This window comes from Lysobacter sp. P5_B9 (assembly GCF_054049835.1).
In genome coordinates this window covers 183574-198406 of record NZ_JBFULP010000008.1, presented here as the reverse complement: position 1 = coordinate 198406, position 14833 = coordinate 183574, and the positions used below count along the sequence as shown (strand labels likewise).

Sequence of the window (14833 nt, the reverse complement as noted above, 5' to 3'; positions counted from 1 at the left end):
GCGCGCCATGAAGACAGCCGACGCCGCCATGCTCTGGACTCCTGCCGGCTGGCAGGCCGATTCCGGATTCGACATAGACGACCGCGGCGGCATCACTGCGTTGCGCAGCGCCGAGCCCAGCGAAAGTGGGGGCTGGATCGTGCCCGGCATCGCCAACCTGCATTCGCACGCGTTCCAGCGCGCGATGGCGGGGATGGCCGAGCGGCAGACCAATCCCAGCGATTCGTTCTGGACCTGGCGCGAGACGATGTACCACTTCGCCGCGCGCTTCGATCCCGATTCGCTGCATGCCGTCGCGTCGCAGCTGTATGCCGAGATGCTCGAAGCGGGATACACCTCGGTCTGCGAGTTCCATTACCTGCACCACGCGCCCGATGGCCGTGCGTATGCCGATCCCGCCGCGATGTCGCGCGCGCTGGTCGCCGCGGCGCGGGACACCGGCATCCGCCTCACGCTGCTGCCGGTGCTGTACATGACCGGCGGATTCGACGGCCGCGCGCTGGGCGCGCGGCAGCAACGCTTTGGCCACGACGTGGACGCCTACCTGCGCCTGCTCGACATGCTGCGCGCGGAAGCGGGCGACCGGCTGCGCGTCGGCTGCGCACTGCACAGCTTGCGTGCCGTGCCGGCGGATGCGATGCAGGCGGTGCTGGCGGCGCTGCCGACCGACAGCCGCATCCATATCCACATCGCCGAGCAGGTGGGCGAAGTGCAGGATTGCCTCGCGCTGCGCAATGCGCGCCCGGTGGAATGGCTGCTCGACAACGCCGAGGTCGACCGGCGCTGGACGCTGGTGCATGCCACCCACCTCACGGCGGATGAAACGCGGCGCGTCGCTGGAAGCGGCGCCGCGGTGGCGATCTGCACGACCACGGAGGGCAACCTCGGCGATGGATTGTTCCCGCTGCGCGCCTACCTCGATGCCAATGGCGCCTGGGGCGTGGGTTCGGATTCGCATATCTCGGTGTCGCCGGTCGAGGAGTTGCGCTGGCTCGAATACGGCCAGCGCCTGATCACGCGCCATCGCAACATCGCGGTGCGCCCGGATTGCAGCAGCGTCGGCGAAACCCTGCTGCGCGGCGTGGCGGCGAGCGCGGCGCATGCGAGTGGCCAGCCTGTCGGCACGTTGGCACCAGGCGCCTGCGCGGATTACCTCGTGCTCGATACCGATGCGCCGCACTTCGCGGGCGTGCAAGCCAGCGATGCGATCGATCGCTGGATCTTCAGCGGCAACCGCAACCTCGTTCGTGACGTCTTCGTCGGCGGCGAGCAGGTCGTGAAAAATGGCATGCACCGAGATCGCGATGCGATTGCCGGGCGTTACCGCAACGCCATGAAGGTCCTGTTGCAGGCGTAAGCACGTCTACGCGAACAGATCGCGTTCGCGCGGCAGCGCTCCTTCCAGCTGCAGCAGGAACTGCTTGGTAGGCAAGCCGCCACCGAAGCCGGTCAGGCTGCCATCCGCACCGATCACGCGATGGCAGGGCAGCACGATCGGGAGCGGGTTGCGACCGTTTGCCGCACCCACCGCGCGCGTGGCCGTGGGCCGCCCCACCCGCAGCGCGAGCTCGGCATAACTGATCGTGCCGCCGAACGGAATGTTGGCGATCTCCCACCACACCTCGCGTTGGAATCCGGTGCCCTGCGGCGCCAGCGGCAGATCGAAGTCGCGGCGTTGGCCGGCGAAGTATTCCGCCAGCTGCGCCTGCGCCTGGCGCAGCACGGCGTGGTCGCCCTCGCGCCAACCGTCGCCACGCGCCATCGGGTGGCGTGGCGCATGGAACTCGATCAGCTGCAGCCCGGCATCGTTTCCGGCGATCAGCAGCGGCCCGACCGGGCTTTCGATGCGGCGATGGAGCACGTCGCTCATGCCACCCCCTTCGCGGGCTTCGGTACGTTCATCGAATCCTTCCACAACTGGATCACGGAATACGCGCGCCACGGTCGCCATGCTTCCGACCGCGCCGCGAGGGTCTTCGCACTCATGCGCGAACCATCGTTGGGCACCGCGCGCTGCAGCACCAGGTCATCGGCGGGAAACGCATCGGGATGGCCCAGCGCGCGCAGTGCGATGTAATGCGCGGTCCACGGCCCGATCCCCGGCAGCGCGACCCAGCGTGCGGTGAAATCGTCAAGCGTGCGCTCGGGCCTGAAGTCGACGCGACCGTCGAGCACGGCACGCGCCACGGTACGCACGGTCTCGGCCCGCGCGCGGGTCAGCCCGATCGCGGTGAGGTCGGCATCGGCGAGCGCGTCCGGCGCCGGGAAGAGGTGATCCAGGCCGACGGCGAACGGCGCGGACAAGGGCTGGCCGAACTTCTGCGACAGGCGCGAAGCCAGCGTGCGCGCGCCGGCGACACTGATCTGCTGGCCGATGATGGCGCGCACCGCGATCTCGAAACCGTCCCAGCCGCTCGGCACGCGCAGCCCCGGGCGCCGCTGCAGCAGCGGGCGCAGTCGCGCATCCGCGGACAGCGCGGCGCCGATCGCCTGCGGGTCGGCGTCGAGGTCGAACATGCGCCGCAGCCGGCTGACGATTTCGAGCATCTGCGCCGGGCGCGCGCCATGCAGTTCCAGCTGCAATGCATGCGGGTCGGCGTGTTTGCGCGAAGCCGGCCATTGCGAGACACGCAGCCAGCCGGGTGCAGCGCTCGTGGATCCTGCGTCCATGGCGAACACGCGCGAGTAGCTGGCACCGTCGACGACTTCGACGCCCGGCAACGCACGTCCGCGCAGGAAATCCAGCATCGCGACGAAGTCGTACGGCGGGCGATAACCCAGGCGCAGCGTCAGCGTTTTCCCGGGCAGCTCGTCGCGTTGTTTGCGCAGATCGCGTGGCGCCATGCGGTAGGCATCGAGGAAGGCGGCATTGAAACGGCGCAGGCTGCCGAAGCCGGCGGCCAGCGCGACCTCGGTGACCGGCAGCGTGGTTTCGGTCAGCAGTTGCTTGGCGAACAACAATCGCCGGGTGCCGAGCACACCAATGGGCGCAACTCCGAGCCGGTCGACGAACAGGCGTCGCAACTGGCGCTCGCCGATGTCCACGCGTTCGGCCAGCGCCGACAGCGGCTGTTCGTCGAGCACGCCCTGTTCGATCAGCTTCAAGGCGCGCGCCAGCACCGCGTCGCCGCGACGCCATGCGCCATCGCCCGGCGACAATTCCGGCCGGCAGCGCAGGCAGGGACGGAAGCCCGCCGCTTCCGCCGCCGCGGCACTGGCGTAATACACGACCCGCTTGGCCATCGGCGCCGGACACACCGGCCGGCAATAGATCTTCGTGCTCAGGACTGCGGTGAAGAACAGCCCGTCGAAGCGCGGGTCGCGGCTGCGCCGGGCCTGTTCGCAGGTCTGCGCATCGGGAAGGGTGGGGATGGCGAGGCTGGACATGGCCGCAGGCTAGCACCGCGCCGGTGCGCGGACTCGCCGGATTCGGACATCGATGCAAAAGCTCGTCGGTCGCCCTGTTCACACGCGCTGCGGCGCATTGGACCAAGCGGCTCGCCGTAGCTGACCGTGGCGCGCTATTTCAACGCAGGCAGGACGGGGCCGATGTCGCCGTCGTTGGCCTGCGGTTGGATTCCGATCAATCGTGCCAGCAGTGGATAGACATCGACATTGTCGAATGGCGCCAGTTCCTGCCCGCGCCTGAAAGCCGGGCCCTGTGCGATGAACAGCGCGCGCATCGACGGATCCGCCGGATCGTAACCATGCGATCCGCGCGTCGAACCCGGTGTGCGTCGCGCGAGCTTCTGCGCGGTGACGGCCTCCCAGCCCACGTCCATCTGGCACACGATCGGCGGCACCCGGGGATTCGCGCCGTAATGCCAGCGTGGCGGCAATTCCGCTTTGCGCCAGCATTCGTGGTGGTCATGGCGGCCGAGCAGTCGCGCTTCGGCCGCGGCTTCATGGCCCGGATGCGGCACGAAGCCGAGCACTTCGCCCGTGGTCACGTAAGCCGCGTCGGCAGGGTCCACCAGTGCGCTGATGTCCAGTGAATGGGAATACGGCACCGGCGCCATGCCATGGTCGGACACGATCACCAGGTTCACGCGATCCTGCAGTCCGCGCGCGGCAAGCCCGCGTAGCAGTCGCCCGATGGCCACGTCGACTTCGGCCAGCGTCGCATCCGTCTGCTGTGCGTCGGGACCGAAGTCGTGTGCGGTGTGGTCCAGTGCGCCCAGGTACAGCGTCGTCAGGCGTGGCCGCTCGCCGGCAGGACGCGACAACCAGCCCAGCACGGTGTCGACGCGCTGCGTCATCGGCATGGCGTCGTCGTACTTGATCCAGTCGGTCGGCCAGGTGCCGTTGATCGGCGCCTCGCTGCCGGGCCAGAACAGCGTGGCAGTGCGCAGGTGGGCTTTTTCCGCCGTCACCCACACAGGTTCGCCGCCCCACCAGCGCGGTTCGCGCACGGCCGTTTCGTTCGAATTGCTGAAGTCGCCGAGCGCCGCGTCGCGCATCGTGTTGTGCACGATGCCGTGATGGTCGGGACGCAGGCCGGTGACCAGGGTGTAGTGGTTGGGGAAGGTGAGCGAGGGATACGACGGATTCATCCATTGCGCGCGCACGCCTTCACGGGCGATGCGGGCGAGGTTCGGCGTGACGCCACGGTCGAGGTAGTCCGGACGAAAACTGTCGATCGAGACCAGCAATACCGGCGCCCGTTCCTGCGGGGATTCCTGTGGGGGTTCCTGCGGGCCGACAGGTGCGGCGGCGCAGGCCGTCAGGGCGAGGGAAACGAGGGCGGCGCAGGCCAGCGATCGGAATGGGAGCATCGTCCGATCATAGCCAGCCATCCACGCGACAACTATTGCAGGACGCCAGGCGCGCCCGGGCTGGCAAGATGCCGGCCGATACGGCAAATCCGACCTGCTCATGCGCCTACGCCTGCTTGCCTTCGCCTGCCTGTTTCCCACCGTGGCCATCGCCGCGCCTGTCGCAACGCCGCAACTCAGCGCCGAGGAGTGCACGGTCTGGCAACGCGAACAGAGTTTCGCCGGCTCGCTCGCCGCGCATGACGCCACGGCCTTCGCCGGGCACGTGGGCATGAACGCGGCCTTTGGCGCCGGCACGCCGGAGCCGACTCGCGGCCGCGATGCCATCGTGAAGCGCTGGACCGGGCTGATCGAGGGCAAGCACGTTGCGCTGCGCTGGTATCCCACGCGCGTGACGATGGCCGCGGGCGTCGACGACACCGCCTGGTCCAGCGGCCCCGCCCTGTTCGAGGTGCTGGATCCACAGGCCAAGGACCGGTACCTGCTGGGCGCGTTCCATTCCGTGTGGCACAAGGATGCTGACGGCGTGTGGCGGGTGCTGTTCGACGACGGCGTGGAACCACGCCCCGCGACGGCCGAGGACGTGAGCGCGTTCAATGCGGGTCGCGCCGAATGCCGCAGCGCGCAGCGCAGCTGACAAGCGGCTGAATCCACGCGGGTGGGCACGTGCCAGCGCCGATATCGGGGCGTATGGTGGTGGCAGGAACATCGCAACCGAGGTGCATCATGAAACGCCTGATGATCAGCCTGCTCGGTGCACTGGCCTTCGCCGCCGCGGCGCAGGCCGCCGAACCCCAGGCCGTCGAGTCCCAAGCCGTCCAACCGCAGGCCGCCGAACCCCAGGTCGCCCAGTCGCAGGAGACCGCGTCGTCCGCCACCACCATGCCGGGCACGCAAGACGCGACGCAGGCGCCGGAAGTCAACGATCGCTATTGCCTGCGCCACACCGGCACGCGCATCCGCCATGCTGCCGACACCCGCCGGTCGGACAGGTGCCACCAGATGCAGAATGGTCGCGCCTACACCCGAGAAGACATCGATCTCACCGGCGAAATCGACATCGCCGCGGCGCTGCGCAAGCTGGATCCCTCGATCCACTGAGCGAGTCGATCCACCGAAGGCCGCACCGCTACATTCCAGACGCCCGGCCATGCCGGGCGTTTTTCATTCACGATCAAGGGGGGCGGAGGCAATCAGGCGAGACAAATTATCTCCGGCCCTTTGAAAACTCCGAACATTCAGAAGCTCCGATGTGCGCCTATCGCGAAGCGGCTTCGGCTTGAATGAATTGTTAGGCGGCACCCGATAAGCCGAATGCTGCCCTACGCCTCGAAGCAATCGCTAAGAGGTCCTGGCCGATGAGGCAATACTCAGGGTCTGAGAAATACAGCACTGAGTAGATATGAACCTGGATATCGCGATCTAACAGCTCTAGTGTCCGTGACCATTGAGGCTGTAAAGCCAGGGGGACGTCTGCGAACTCAAAGGAGTTCAGTAGGATCGCCATGAGGAGGAACTGCTCATCCTCTGTCAGGTCTCCACCCTCATAGACCGCCAGGAACTCATCAATTCTTTGCGAATCCGCGAACTCGGCCTCATGGACTTGCACATGCGGATCGACAGCGAACTGGAATCGCGAGGCAAGGCTGGCAATGGCATCTGCCGTAGGGAATCGCCAGAGGTTTTGGGGAATGGCCATGCCGCCTAACTACGATTAGACCCAAAAGTGGGGTGTAGCGCGGATTCTGAGCAAGACAAGAAGCGTGCGCCTAGAGCAATTCGAGAACACCGCGTTCGTAATTTGCGAACAGCCCTCACGACCATAGTGGAGCTCGGCGCTACTCTTCGATGACGTAGATCGCGATGGCGTCGGTGTGCGATTCGGCGTGCCGCCAAAAGCACGCGTCAATCAGGTTCTTGCTCGATTGTTTGTGAAGTCATGGCATCAATCCACGCAGCAAGCGTTGCAGCGATGCCTCATAGAACCCGCGGAACTGCGCCTCGTCGTAGCTGAAGCGTCCTGCGCGATACAACGCCACCAATCCGTGCGTATGCGCCCACAAGGTCATCGCCACATCCCAGGCGTCGTCCTCGCGCAGCAATCCGGCCTGCATGGCTTCGGCCACGGCTTCGGCGGCGACGGTGAGCGTGGGCGAACGCCCGGCGCGGAAATCGTCCGGGTACTTCCGCGCATCCGCGCGCCGTGCCGAGAACGCGTGATCGAACAGATGCGGATGCGACAAGGCATAGTCGAGATAGATTCTTTGCAGGCCGATCACCCGCGCCAGCACATCGCCGCCCTGGCTGCGCGCGATCCAGTGCCGCGCGATCTCGTCGAAACTGTCGTCGCCGATGCGCTTGAGCAGCGCTTCGCGATTGGGGAAGTGGCGATAGATCGCCATGGGCGTCAGGCCGACGGCGTCGGCGACGCGGCGCATGCTTACCGCATCCGCACCGCCGCCCTCGAACAGGGCGCGGGCGGCGCGCAGGATGCGTTCGGCGGTGGGCCGGCGGGCGGGCATGTATACATCGTATACAAAAACGGTCGCGAAGGGCTCTATCCGGCCCTCAGACAGCAGTTTCCGTGTGATCGGGGGGCTCGCGCATGACAGCAGCCGAAGCGGCGGCGCGATAATTTTTGCAACCTCCGTACCCGCAGGAACGCCACGATGTCGACGTCCACCCGTCGCGACCCCTCCCGCAAGATCCGCGCGCCGCGCGGCAACACGCTCAACTGCAAGTCCTGGTTGACCGAAGCCCCGTATCGCATGCTCCAGAACAATCTCGACAGCGAGGTTGCCGAGAATCCCGCCGAACTCGTCGTCTATGGCGGCATCGGCCGCGCCGCGCGCGACTGGGAGAGCTACGACGCGATTCTCGAATCGCTGCGCAACCTGGAAGACAACGAGACCCTGCTGGTGCAATCCGGCAAGCCGGTCGGCATCTTCCCGACGCATGCGGACGCGCCGCGCGTGCTGATCGCCAATTCCAACCTCGTCCCGCACTGGGCGACGTGGGAGCACTTCAACGAGCTCGATAAGAAGGGCCTGATGATGTACGGCCAGATGACGGCCGGCTCGTGGATCTACATCGGCTCGCAGGGCATCGTGCAGGGCACCTACGAGACCTTCGTCGAGATGGGCCGCCAGCATTACAACGGCAGCCTCAAGGGCAAGTGGATCCTCACCGCCGGCCTGGGCGGCATGGGCGGCGCGCAGCCGCTGGCCGCTTCGCTCGCCGGCGCGAGCTCGCTCACCATCGAATGCCGCCAGACCAGCATCGACTTCCGCTTGCGCACGCGCTACGTCGACGAACAGGCCACCGATCTCGACGACGCTCTCGCCCGCATCGCCAGGTACACCGCCACGGGCGAAGCCAAGTCGATCGCACTGCTCGGCAACGCCGCGGAAATCCTGCCCGAACTCGTGCGCCGCGGCGTGCGCCCGGATGCCGTGACCGACCAGACCTCCGCCCACGATCCGGTGCATGGCTACCTGCCGATCGGCTGGACCGTCGAGCAATGGCTGCGCATGCAGACCGAAGACCCGGGCCGCGTCCGCGACGCCGCCAAGAAGTCGATGCGCGCACACGTCGAAGCGATGCTCGCCTTCCACGCGCAGGGCATCCCCACGGTCGATTACGGCAACAACATCCGCCAGATGGCCAAGGACGAAGGCTGCACGAATGCCTTCGACTTCCCCGGCTTCGTTCCGGCCTACGTGCGTCCGCTGTTCTGCCGCGGCGTCGGTCCGTTCCGTTGGGTCGCACTGAGTGGCGACCCGGAAGACATCTACAAGACCGACGCCAAGGTGAAGGAACTCATCGCCGACGATCCGCACCTGCACCGCTGGCTCGACATGGCGCGCGAGCGCATCAGCTTCCAGGGCCTGCCGGCGCGCATCTGCTGGGTCGGCCTGGGCCTGCGTCACAAGCTCGGCCTCGCCTTCAACGAGATGGTGCGCAACGGCGAACTCAAGGCGCCCATCGTGATCGGCCGCGACCATCTCGACAGCGGCTCGGTGGCCTCGCCCAACCGCGAGACCGAAGCCATGCGCGACGGCTCCGATGCGGTTTCCGACTGGCCGCTGCTCAACGCGATGCTCAATGTCGCGGGCGGCGCAACGTGGGTGTCGCTGCACCACGGCGGCGGCGTAGGCATGGGGTACTCGCAGCATTCCGGCGTGGTCATCGTCTGCGACGGCACGGCGGAAGCCGACAAGCGCATCGCGCGTGTGTTGTGGAACGATCCCGGCACCGGCGTGATGCGGCATGCGGATGCGGGGTACGACATCGCGAAGCAGTGTGCGAAGGAGCAGGGGCTGAAGTTGCCCATGCTGTGATGCGTCCATGGCGCACGTGGCGGGCTTGCGGGCTCGGCCGTGCGCCAAAGACGAGGGATTGCCGCATACACTCGATGGCCAATAGTCGCCTGTGACGACAGGCGCATCCAAGGGGAATTCGATGGGCAATTCGCGCGTTGCAGCGGCATTGGTGATCGCCATGGCGGCTGCGCCAGTGTCCGCACAACAGGTGCCGGCTGCAGCAACGGATTCGTGCGCGCCCGGCACACCGTTGCGTATGCCGATCTATCCGGGCGAGATGGCTGCGCGCGAAATCTCCGGCAACGTGGTCCTGGACCTTACGATCGACAAGTGTGGCCGCGTGCTCGACACCAGGCTGAAGCAGGCGGACAAGCGGGCCTTCAATGACGCGGCGCTGGCTTCGGTCAAAGGCGTGACCTTGCCCGAATCCCTGCGCGCGAACGCCATCGACGGCCATGTCGCGCTGCCGATCGCCTTCAACCTGGGCCCGATCCTGACTTACCAGAAAGTGGACTGGCCGAAGACGCACCAGCGGCCGCGCTATGAGGTGGATGATGTGCCCATGGCGTACGCGAGCGCGGACGCGGCGAATAAGGCCATCCAGTCGTCTCCCGACCTGGTCTGGCCATCGCCGTATCCGGTGCAAAGCCGCTTCGTGCAGGTCGGTGAACCGGGAGCGCGCGAGTTCTGGCTCTTCACCTTCAAAAGCGGGAGCGTCAATGTCGCTGCGCATTACCGCCCTGTCATGGTGGAAGGCGAGCCGGTGGTGAAGCTCGCAATGCGTTGCGAGGACACCGCGGAGGCCTGTTCGAAAGCCCAGGAATTCCTGCTGCAGGGATTGCCATTCGCGAAGGCCAGGAAATAAACCGTGATTCCGCGGCCTGCGCGCAAGCGCCGGTAGCGATGCTTCACGGCTTGGAAATCGTGAATCCTTCGAACTGGACGCCCAGGTTCCAGCCTTCGCCTTTGCCCGCGAGGGCGAGCGAGATGTCGCCCTTGGTCATGGCCTGCGCGGCTGCCGCCTTGCCCGCCGCCGCATCCGCACCCGCGGAGGCGTAGGTGCCGAGGACATCCTTGATGTCCCGCACACCTGAGAACTCGCCAGTTCCGTTCGTGATCTTGTACTTGCCGGCCGTCAGTCCGCCCCCGTTGGCGGTGAGTTTGACCGCCATCTTCTTGCCGTTGCTGCAGGTGACCGTGCCCGTGCCCGAGGCATGCTTGTAGAGGATCGACCACCCGCTCATGGAGTAGGTCATCTTGCAGGTCATGGTTCCGGTGCGGGCGCCCACCGGGCCACATGACAGGGCCAGTGCGGTGGCGAACAATGCAATCGCAGCACTTCTGTACATGGTGGTGCTCCGTGGGGTGGCCGTTGCCAGTCTAGGAACTCGACGGTTAAGCGGCCGTGGGTCCGGGTTTCCGGCTTACGTGCATTCGGCGCGCTGCAGCGGGCCGCGATTCCCGATCCGCTCAACCCGATGGCCTGGCGCATTCGCCCAGCCGATTGATCTCCGCGTTCTCCACGATCCGTGGCGGATCCGGCTGGTGCAGCAATTGCAGCATGGCGCGGCCAACCCGTTCGGTGGTGGTCATGACGCCGGGCATCAGGCGCACGCCCAGGCCCATGAAGGGAGCGCCGACGGCGTAGATGAGCGCGAGCGTGGTGTGCGGAGAGGTCACGCCGTTCACGGGCTGGATGCCGCCGGGCCGCAACATGATGGTGCGTAACGGCAATGCGGCCAGCGCGCGTTCGGTTTCGCCCTTGATGCGCAGCGGCATCAGCTTGCTGTCGGGATTGGAATGCGCGCCGGAGATGTAGATGAACGTGAGCGCGGGATTGAGGCGGGCGAGCGTGCGCGCCACGTGGGTCGTCAGGTCGAGCGTGACGTGACGGTACTCGGGTTCGCTCGTGCCGATGGGTGGGGCGCCGGCACAGTACAGGCAGGCATCGTAGGGATGCAGGCGGGGCGCGATGGCGTGGAGGTCCGCGAAGTCAGGGGTGACCAGGTCGTCGAGTTTCGTGTGCGCATGGCCGCTCGCATGCCGGCCCAGTGCGGTGACATGCGAGACGCGCCGATCCTGCAGGCATTCGCGGAGGACGCCCTGGCCAACCAGTCCCGTTGCACCCGTGAGCAGGATTCGCATGGCAGGCTCCTTGGCGGAGACAGATGGGGTCGCTCGGCTCGATGGTGCCGGAAACCGGGTTGGCAAGATGCGACGGGGTGCCCGGATGGCGCGCCAGGCCGGCACGTGCCGGTCCCGGGTTCCGCCCTCATCCCGCCCCGCACAGCGCGCGTTTGCGCGCTGGCGTCAGTTGCTTGATCGCGTATTCGGCGCGGCTCGCGGCGGCGCGGTCGGGATGCTCGAAGCACGCGAGCAGGCGCAGCGGCGGATGCGAGCGCGTATAACGCGCGCCCTTGCCCGCGACATGTTCGGCGTAGCGACGCTCGACGTCGGTGGCGATGCCCGTGTAGAGGCTGCCGTCGCGGCATTCGATCAGATAGACGTACCAGCAGGACATGCCACGAGTTTAGTGGCTGCGGCAACGCCGGACGACGTGCCGCCATGACGATGTGCCGCCATGACGACGGAACGTCCACGCGCCTGCGCGCAAGCTGCGGAAAAGAGAGCAGCGGGCAGGATGCGAACCCCGCCAGGCTTAACACGCTGCTCTTGCGCCGGCGATGTGGACGCAGCACGTCAGCCGGGCATCGCCGCGACGCTAGTTCTTGCGCAGCTCCACCACCGGCGCGAAGCCGCCGTAGATGAGCCGTTTGCCGTCGAAGGGCATGGGATTGCTTTCCGGGCTCATGCGCGGGTCTTTCATCACGCGCTCCATGCCGCTGTCGCGGGTGCTCTTGTCCGGCCACTCGATCCACGAAAACACCACCGTTTCGTCGTCCTTGGCCTGGACGGCGCGGCGGAAGTCGGTGACCTTGCCGTCGGGGACATCATCGCCCCAGCACTCCAGGACGCGGGTCGCGCCATATTCCATGAAGACCGAATCGCCGCTGTTGGCGTGCTGGATGAATTTGTCCTTGTTGGCAGAGGGTACGGCCATCACGAAGCCATCGATGTAGGACATGGGGTTCTCCTGTGGGTGGGCGGATGCTGGGTGGGCCGATGCGCGCGGTTATCGCGTGCACCTCTTCACCACGACGAATGGGCTGGCCGCGCTTCGACACGCGGCACAACTCACGTTAGCGGCCCGGACCTTCAGGTCCTGTGGATGGGGGGCCCGGCCGCGCATCGCCTGCCGGCGCCGGGGCGCCTTCACAAAACCAAAGCGGGCGTCGCAGGAATCTTGCGCAATCCCCGGCCCGCTGTCGGCCGGTGCCGAGGAGCGTCCCATGGCAAGGTCAAGGCGATTCGGGCTGGGTGCGATCGTGCTGCTCGCGTTGGCAACCGTGGCCTGCGGAGGCGGCGGGGGCAGAGGCGGCAATACGCCGGTCACCGGGATGAACCGGCCGCCGGTGTTCACCTCGGCCGGCACGGTCACCGTGGCGGAGAACACGGCGGGCACCTTCTTCACCGCCACGGCAACGGATCCGGATGGCAACGCGCTGACGTTCTCGATCAACGGTGGCATCGACCGGCAGCTCTTCAGCATCACGACGGGCGGTGCCCTGTCCTTCATCACGGCGCCGGATTTCGAGGTGCCGACGGACGCCAACCGCGACAACGTCTACCAGGTCGACCTGGCCGTGAGCGACGGCCGGGTAAGCGTCACGCAATCGTTGTCGGTGGCGGTCACCGATGCCTCCGAAACCGCCTTCGGCGTGCGGCGCGTGGTGGCAGGCCTCAACCAACCCGCCTTCCTCGCACCGGTGCCGGATGGAACCGGCCGGGTCTTCGTCACCGAACTCGCGGGCCGCATCGTGGTGCTGACGCCTTCCACCGGGGCGATCGCCACGAACCCGTTCCTCGACCTGAGCGGTCAACTGTCGCTCGATGGCGAGCGGGGCCTGCTGGGATTCGCGACGTCGCCGGACTTCCGCACCACCGGCACGTTCTATGTGTACGTCACCGTGTTCGATGGCACCATCGAAGTGCGCCGTTATCGAACGTTCGCCAACAATCGCGAACTTGCCGATCCCGCGAGCGGCGACGCGATCCTGCGTGTGCCGCACCCGCGCAACAACCACAATGGTGGCTGGATCGGGTTTGGTCCCGACAACCTGCTTTACATCGCGATCGGCGATGGCGGCGGCTCCGGCGATCCCGACAACAACGGCCAGAACCCCAACACGCTGCTGGGCAAGATACTGCGCATCGATCCCACGCGCGATGACTTCCCGAATGACCCCACGCGCGATTACGGCATTCCGGCGGCCAATCCGTTCGCGACCAGCGGCGGTGCCCCCGAAGTCCTGGCCTATGGCCTGCGCAATCCATTCCGGAACAGCATCGATCCCAACACCGGGGTGCTCTGGATCGGCGATGTCGGCCAGAACGCCGTGGAGGAAATCGACATGCTCCGGCCCCAGGACGCCGGCGCCAATTTCGGCTGGCCGATCCTCGAAGGCACGGCCCCCTTCCGTGGCGGCTCCACGGCCGGCCTGACCCCGCCCATCGCCGAGTACACGCGCGGCACCGGCACGCGCCAGGGCACCACCGTCATCGGCGGTTACGTCTATCGCGGCCCCATCGAGCAGTTGCAGCGAGAGTACGTGTTCGCCGATTTCGGCACGCCGAATATCTGGACGCTCCCGATCTCGCAGGTGACGCAGGGGACGACGATACCGAGCACGGAGTTCACCGTGCGCAATGCCGACTTCGCTCCCAACGCCGGTAGCTACAACAGCATCGTCAGCTTCGGTGTCGACGAGGTCGGCAACCTCTACATCATCGATCTCGACGGCGAGATCTTCGTCATCGAACGGCTCACGACGGCGGCCGCCGCCGCGGCAGCGCCCATGTCGCAAAGGTGGAATTGGGCCGCGGGACGACGGTGATGCAGGGCGTGGTTCCCGCCCGGCGTGTTGCCAGCGGCCGGGCGGGCGGACGAACATGGCGGCAGGCAGCCGTTGGCCCTTGTGCTGCAGGTATCGCGAATGATCGCCCCCGACCTCGACAATCCCTTCTGGCATTCCCTGCGCACGCGGCATCGTGGCATCGCCTTGTCCCGGGGTGAGGCGGCCCGCTACCCGGCGGAGTTCGCGCCGTTCCTTGGCGTCGCGCATGCCGGCGTGGATGTCGTGGACGTCGTGGCGCCGCTGGTCGCCCCCGGCGAGAGCGTGTACCTGCTGGGGGTCGCGCCCATCGTGCCGGAAGGCTGGCACCTGGAAGCGTTGCGGCCTTTGGCGCAGATGGTCTGCACCGCGCCGCTCGATTTGATCGAGGGGCCGGAGATCATCGAACTGTCCGACGCACATCGTGACGATGTGCTGGCCCTGACCGCACTGGTCTATCCGCATTACTTCCGCCCGCGAACGATGGAGATGGGCCGTTACTTCGGCATCTACCAGGAGGGCAGGCTGGCGGCGATCATCGGCGAGCGCCTGGGCACCGATGCGTACACGGAGATGAGTGCGATCTGCACGCATCCCGACTTCAACGGCCGTGGCTACGCGCGCCGGCTGACGGCGATGCTCACCAATGACACGCTCGCTCGCGGCCGCACTCCGTTCCTGCACGTGAGCCACGAGAACACGCGGGCGAAGCAGCTGTACGAGCAGCTCGGTTTTCGCCACCGGCGCGACATCGGCTTCTGGTCGCTGCGGCGTTCCTAGCGGG

The 14833-nt window shown here is 66.7% G+C and carries 16 protein-coding genes; 7 read left to right on the top strand and 9 right to left on the bottom strand.

Translation table 11 applies throughout. From position 1 onward, the window contains the following. Window positions 1-7: 7 nt before the first annotated feature. Window positions 8-1357, top strand: coding sequence for a formimidoylglutamate deiminase (locus ACXJJ9_RS15725; protein ID WP_457098064.1), 1350 nt, complete (start codon window positions 8-10; stop codon window positions 1355-1357). 6 nt (window positions 1358-1363) lie between these two features. Here ACXJJ9_RS15725 and ACXJJ9_RS15720 read toward each other — a convergent pair whose 3' ends face one another. The 3 genes from ACXJJ9_RS15720 to ACXJJ9_RS15710 all read right to left on the bottom strand — a co-directional run bounded on the left by ACXJJ9_RS15720 (window position 1364) and on the right by ACXJJ9_RS15710 (window position 4775). After that, on the bottom strand, window positions 1364-1870 hold the full coding sequence (locus tag ACXJJ9_RS15720) for a methylated-DNA--[protein]-cysteine S-methyltransferase (RefSeq protein WP_457098063.1): 507 nt from the start codon (window positions 1868-1870) through the stop codon (window positions 1364-1366). Continuing rightward, entirely contained in the window at window positions 1867-3387 is a 1521-nt protein-coding gene (locus ACXJJ9_RS15715; protein ID WP_457098062.1) for an AlkA N-terminal domain-containing protein, read from the bottom strand. The genes ACXJJ9_RS15720 and ACXJJ9_RS15715 overlap by 4 nt, the downstream gene beginning before the upstream one ends. Before the next feature lie 134 nt (window positions 3388-3521). Continuing rightward, the gene (locus ACXJJ9_RS15710) at window positions 3522-4775 is read right to left on the bottom strand and encodes an alkaline phosphatase family protein (RefSeq protein WP_457098061.1); all 1254 of its coding nucleotides are present in this window, start codon (window positions 4773-4775) and stop codon (window positions 3522-3524) included. 100 nt (window positions 4776-4875) lie between these two features. Here ACXJJ9_RS15710 and ACXJJ9_RS15705 point away from each other — a divergent pair, with 100 nt between their 5' ends. Next, window positions 4876-5412 carry a YybH family protein gene (locus ACXJJ9_RS15705; RefSeq protein WP_457098060.1) on the top strand — a complete coding sequence of 179 codons (537 nt, stop codon included), beginning with the start codon at window positions 4876-4878 and terminating at the stop codon, window positions 5410-5412. Between the two features lie 89 nt (window positions 5413-5501). Then, window positions 5502-5876: a hypothetical protein gene (locus ACXJJ9_RS15700; RefSeq protein WP_457098059.1), complete on the top strand. Its 375-nt coding sequence runs from the start codon at window positions 5502-5504 to the stop codon at window positions 5874-5876. Between the two features lie 190 nt (window positions 5877-6066). Here ACXJJ9_RS15700 and ACXJJ9_RS15695 read toward each other — a convergent pair whose 3' ends face one another. Continuing rightward, complete coding sequence (locus ACXJJ9_RS15695; RefSeq protein WP_457098058.1) at window positions 6067-6474, bottom strand: hypothetical protein; 408 nt, start codon at window positions 6472-6474, stop codon at window positions 6067-6069. 238 nt (window positions 6475-6712) lie between these two features. Continuing rightward, window positions 6713-7297, bottom strand: a complete 585-nt coding sequence (locus tag ACXJJ9_RS15690) for a TetR/AcrR family transcriptional regulator (protein WP_457098057.1) — start codon at window positions 7295-7297, stop codon at window positions 6713-6715. Window positions 7298-7444: 147 nt separating this feature from the next. Between ACXJJ9_RS15690 and hutU the strand changes: the two genes are divergently transcribed. Further along, window positions 7445-9115 (top strand): urocanate hydratase, encoded by a 1671-nt coding sequence (hutU, locus tag ACXJJ9_RS15685; RefSeq protein ID WP_457098056.1) that lies wholly within the window; start codon window positions 7445-7447, stop codon window positions 9113-9115. A gap of 121 nt (window positions 9116-9236) precedes the next feature. Then, window positions 9237-9962: a TonB family protein gene (locus ACXJJ9_RS15680; RefSeq protein ID WP_457098055.1), complete on the top strand. Its 726-nt coding sequence runs from the start codon at window positions 9237-9239 to the stop codon at window positions 9960-9962. Window positions 9963-10005: 43 nt separating this feature from the next. Here ACXJJ9_RS15680 and ACXJJ9_RS15675 read toward each other — a convergent pair whose 3' ends face one another. The 4 genes from ACXJJ9_RS15675 to ACXJJ9_RS15660 form a co-directional block, all read right to left on the bottom strand. Further along, window positions 10006-10446, bottom strand: coding sequence for a hypothetical protein (locus ACXJJ9_RS15675; RefSeq protein WP_457098054.1), 441 nt, complete (start codon window positions 10444-10446; stop codon window positions 10006-10008). Between the two features lie 121 nt (window positions 10447-10567). After that, a complete protein-coding gene (locus tag ACXJJ9_RS15670) occupies window positions 10568-11242 on the bottom strand; it encodes an NAD-dependent epimerase/dehydratase family protein (RefSeq protein ID WP_457098053.1) in 675 nt (224 codons plus the stop codon). Window positions 11243-11369: 127 nt separating this feature from the next. Further along, window positions 11370-11618 carry a GIY-YIG nuclease family protein gene (locus tag ACXJJ9_RS15665; RefSeq protein WP_457098052.1) on the bottom strand — a complete coding sequence of 83 codons (249 nt, stop codon included), beginning with the start codon at window positions 11616-11618 and terminating at the stop codon, window positions 11370-11372. 201 nt (window positions 11619-11819) lie between these two features. Beyond that, entirely contained in the window at window positions 11820-12182 is a 363-nt protein-coding gene (locus ACXJJ9_RS15660) for a DUF1428 domain-containing protein (RefSeq protein WP_457098051.1), read from the bottom strand. 265 nt (window positions 12183-12447) lie between these two features. On the opposite strand from ACXJJ9_RS15660, the gene ACXJJ9_RS15655 reads away from it, so the two are divergent. Together ACXJJ9_RS15655 and ACXJJ9_RS15650 are read left to right on the top strand one after the other, a co-directional pair. Beyond that, window positions 12448-14052 (top strand): PQQ-dependent sugar dehydrogenase, encoded by a 1605-nt coding sequence (locus ACXJJ9_RS15655; protein ID WP_457098050.1) that lies wholly within the window; start codon window positions 12448-12450, stop codon window positions 14050-14052. A 99-nt stretch (window positions 14053-14151) separates the two neighbouring features. Next, window positions 14152-14829, top strand: a complete 678-nt coding sequence (locus ACXJJ9_RS15650; RefSeq protein ID WP_457098049.1) for a GNAT family N-acetyltransferase — start codon at window positions 14152-14154, stop codon at window positions 14827-14829. Window positions 14830-14833: the final 4 nt, after the last annotated feature.

Excerpts from the sequence above, each read along its gene's own strand:
- ACXJJ9_RS15695 (WP_457098058.1), bottom strand. The coding sequence starts at position 6,474 with ATGGCCATTCCCCAAAACCTCTGGCGATTCCCTACGGCAGATGCCATT.
- ACXJJ9_RS15700 (WP_457098059.1), top strand. The coding sequence starts at position 5,502 with ATGAAACGCCTGATGATCAGCCTGCTCGGTGCACTGGCCTTCGCCGCC.
- ACXJJ9_RS15650 (WP_457098049.1), top strand. The coding sequence starts at position 14,152 with ATGATCGCCCCCGACCTCGACAATCCCTTCTGGCATTCCCTGCGCACG.
- ACXJJ9_RS15705 (WP_457098060.1), top strand. The coding sequence starts at position 4,876 with ATGCGCCTACGCCTGCTTGCCTTCGCCTGCCTGTTTCCCACCGTGGCC.
- ACXJJ9_RS15665 (WP_457098052.1), bottom strand. The coding sequence starts at position 11,618 with ATGTCCTGCTGGTACGTCTATCTGATCGAATGCCGCGACGGCAGCCTC.
- ACXJJ9_RS15725 (WP_457098064.1), top strand. The coding sequence starts at position 8 with ATGAAGACAGCCGACGCCGCCATGCTCTGGACTCCTGCCGGCTGGCAG.
- ACXJJ9_RS15720 (WP_457098063.1), bottom strand. The coding sequence starts at position 1,870 with ATGAGCGACGTGCTCCATCGCCGCATCGAAAGCCCGGTCGGGCCGCTG.
- hutU (WP_457098056.1), top strand. The coding sequence starts at position 7,445 with ATGTCGACGTCCACCCGTCGCGACCCCTCCCGCAAGATCCGCGCGCCG.
- ACXJJ9_RS15655 (WP_457098050.1), top strand. The coding sequence starts at position 12,448 with ATGGCAAGGTCAAGGCGATTCGGGCTGGGTGCGATCGTGCTGCTCGCG.
- ACXJJ9_RS15710 (WP_457098061.1), bottom strand. The coding sequence starts at position 4,775 with ATGCTCCCATTCCGATCGCTGGCCTGCGCCGCCCTCGTTTCCCTCGCC.
- ACXJJ9_RS15670 (WP_457098053.1), bottom strand. The coding sequence starts at position 11,242 with ATGCGAATCCTGCTCACGGGTGCAACGGGACTGGTTGGCCAGGGCGTC.
- ACXJJ9_RS15690 (WP_457098057.1), bottom strand. The coding sequence starts at position 7,297 with ATGCCCGCCCGCCGGCCCACCGCCGAACGCATCCTGCGCGCCGCCCGC.
- ACXJJ9_RS15675 (WP_457098054.1), bottom strand. The coding sequence starts at position 10,446 with ATGTACAGAAGTGCTGCGATTGCATTGTTCGCCACCGCACTGGCCCTG.
- ACXJJ9_RS15660 (WP_457098051.1), bottom strand. The coding sequence starts at position 12,182 with ATGTCCTACATCGATGGCTTCGTGATGGCCGTACCCTCTGCCAACAAG.
- ACXJJ9_RS15715 (WP_457098062.1), bottom strand. The coding sequence starts at position 3,387 with ATGTCCAGCCTCGCCATCCCCACCCTTCCCGATGCGCAGACCTGCGAA.
- ACXJJ9_RS15680 (WP_457098055.1), top strand. The coding sequence starts at position 9,237 with ATGGGCAATTCGCGCGTTGCAGCGGCATTGGTGATCGCCATGGCGGCT.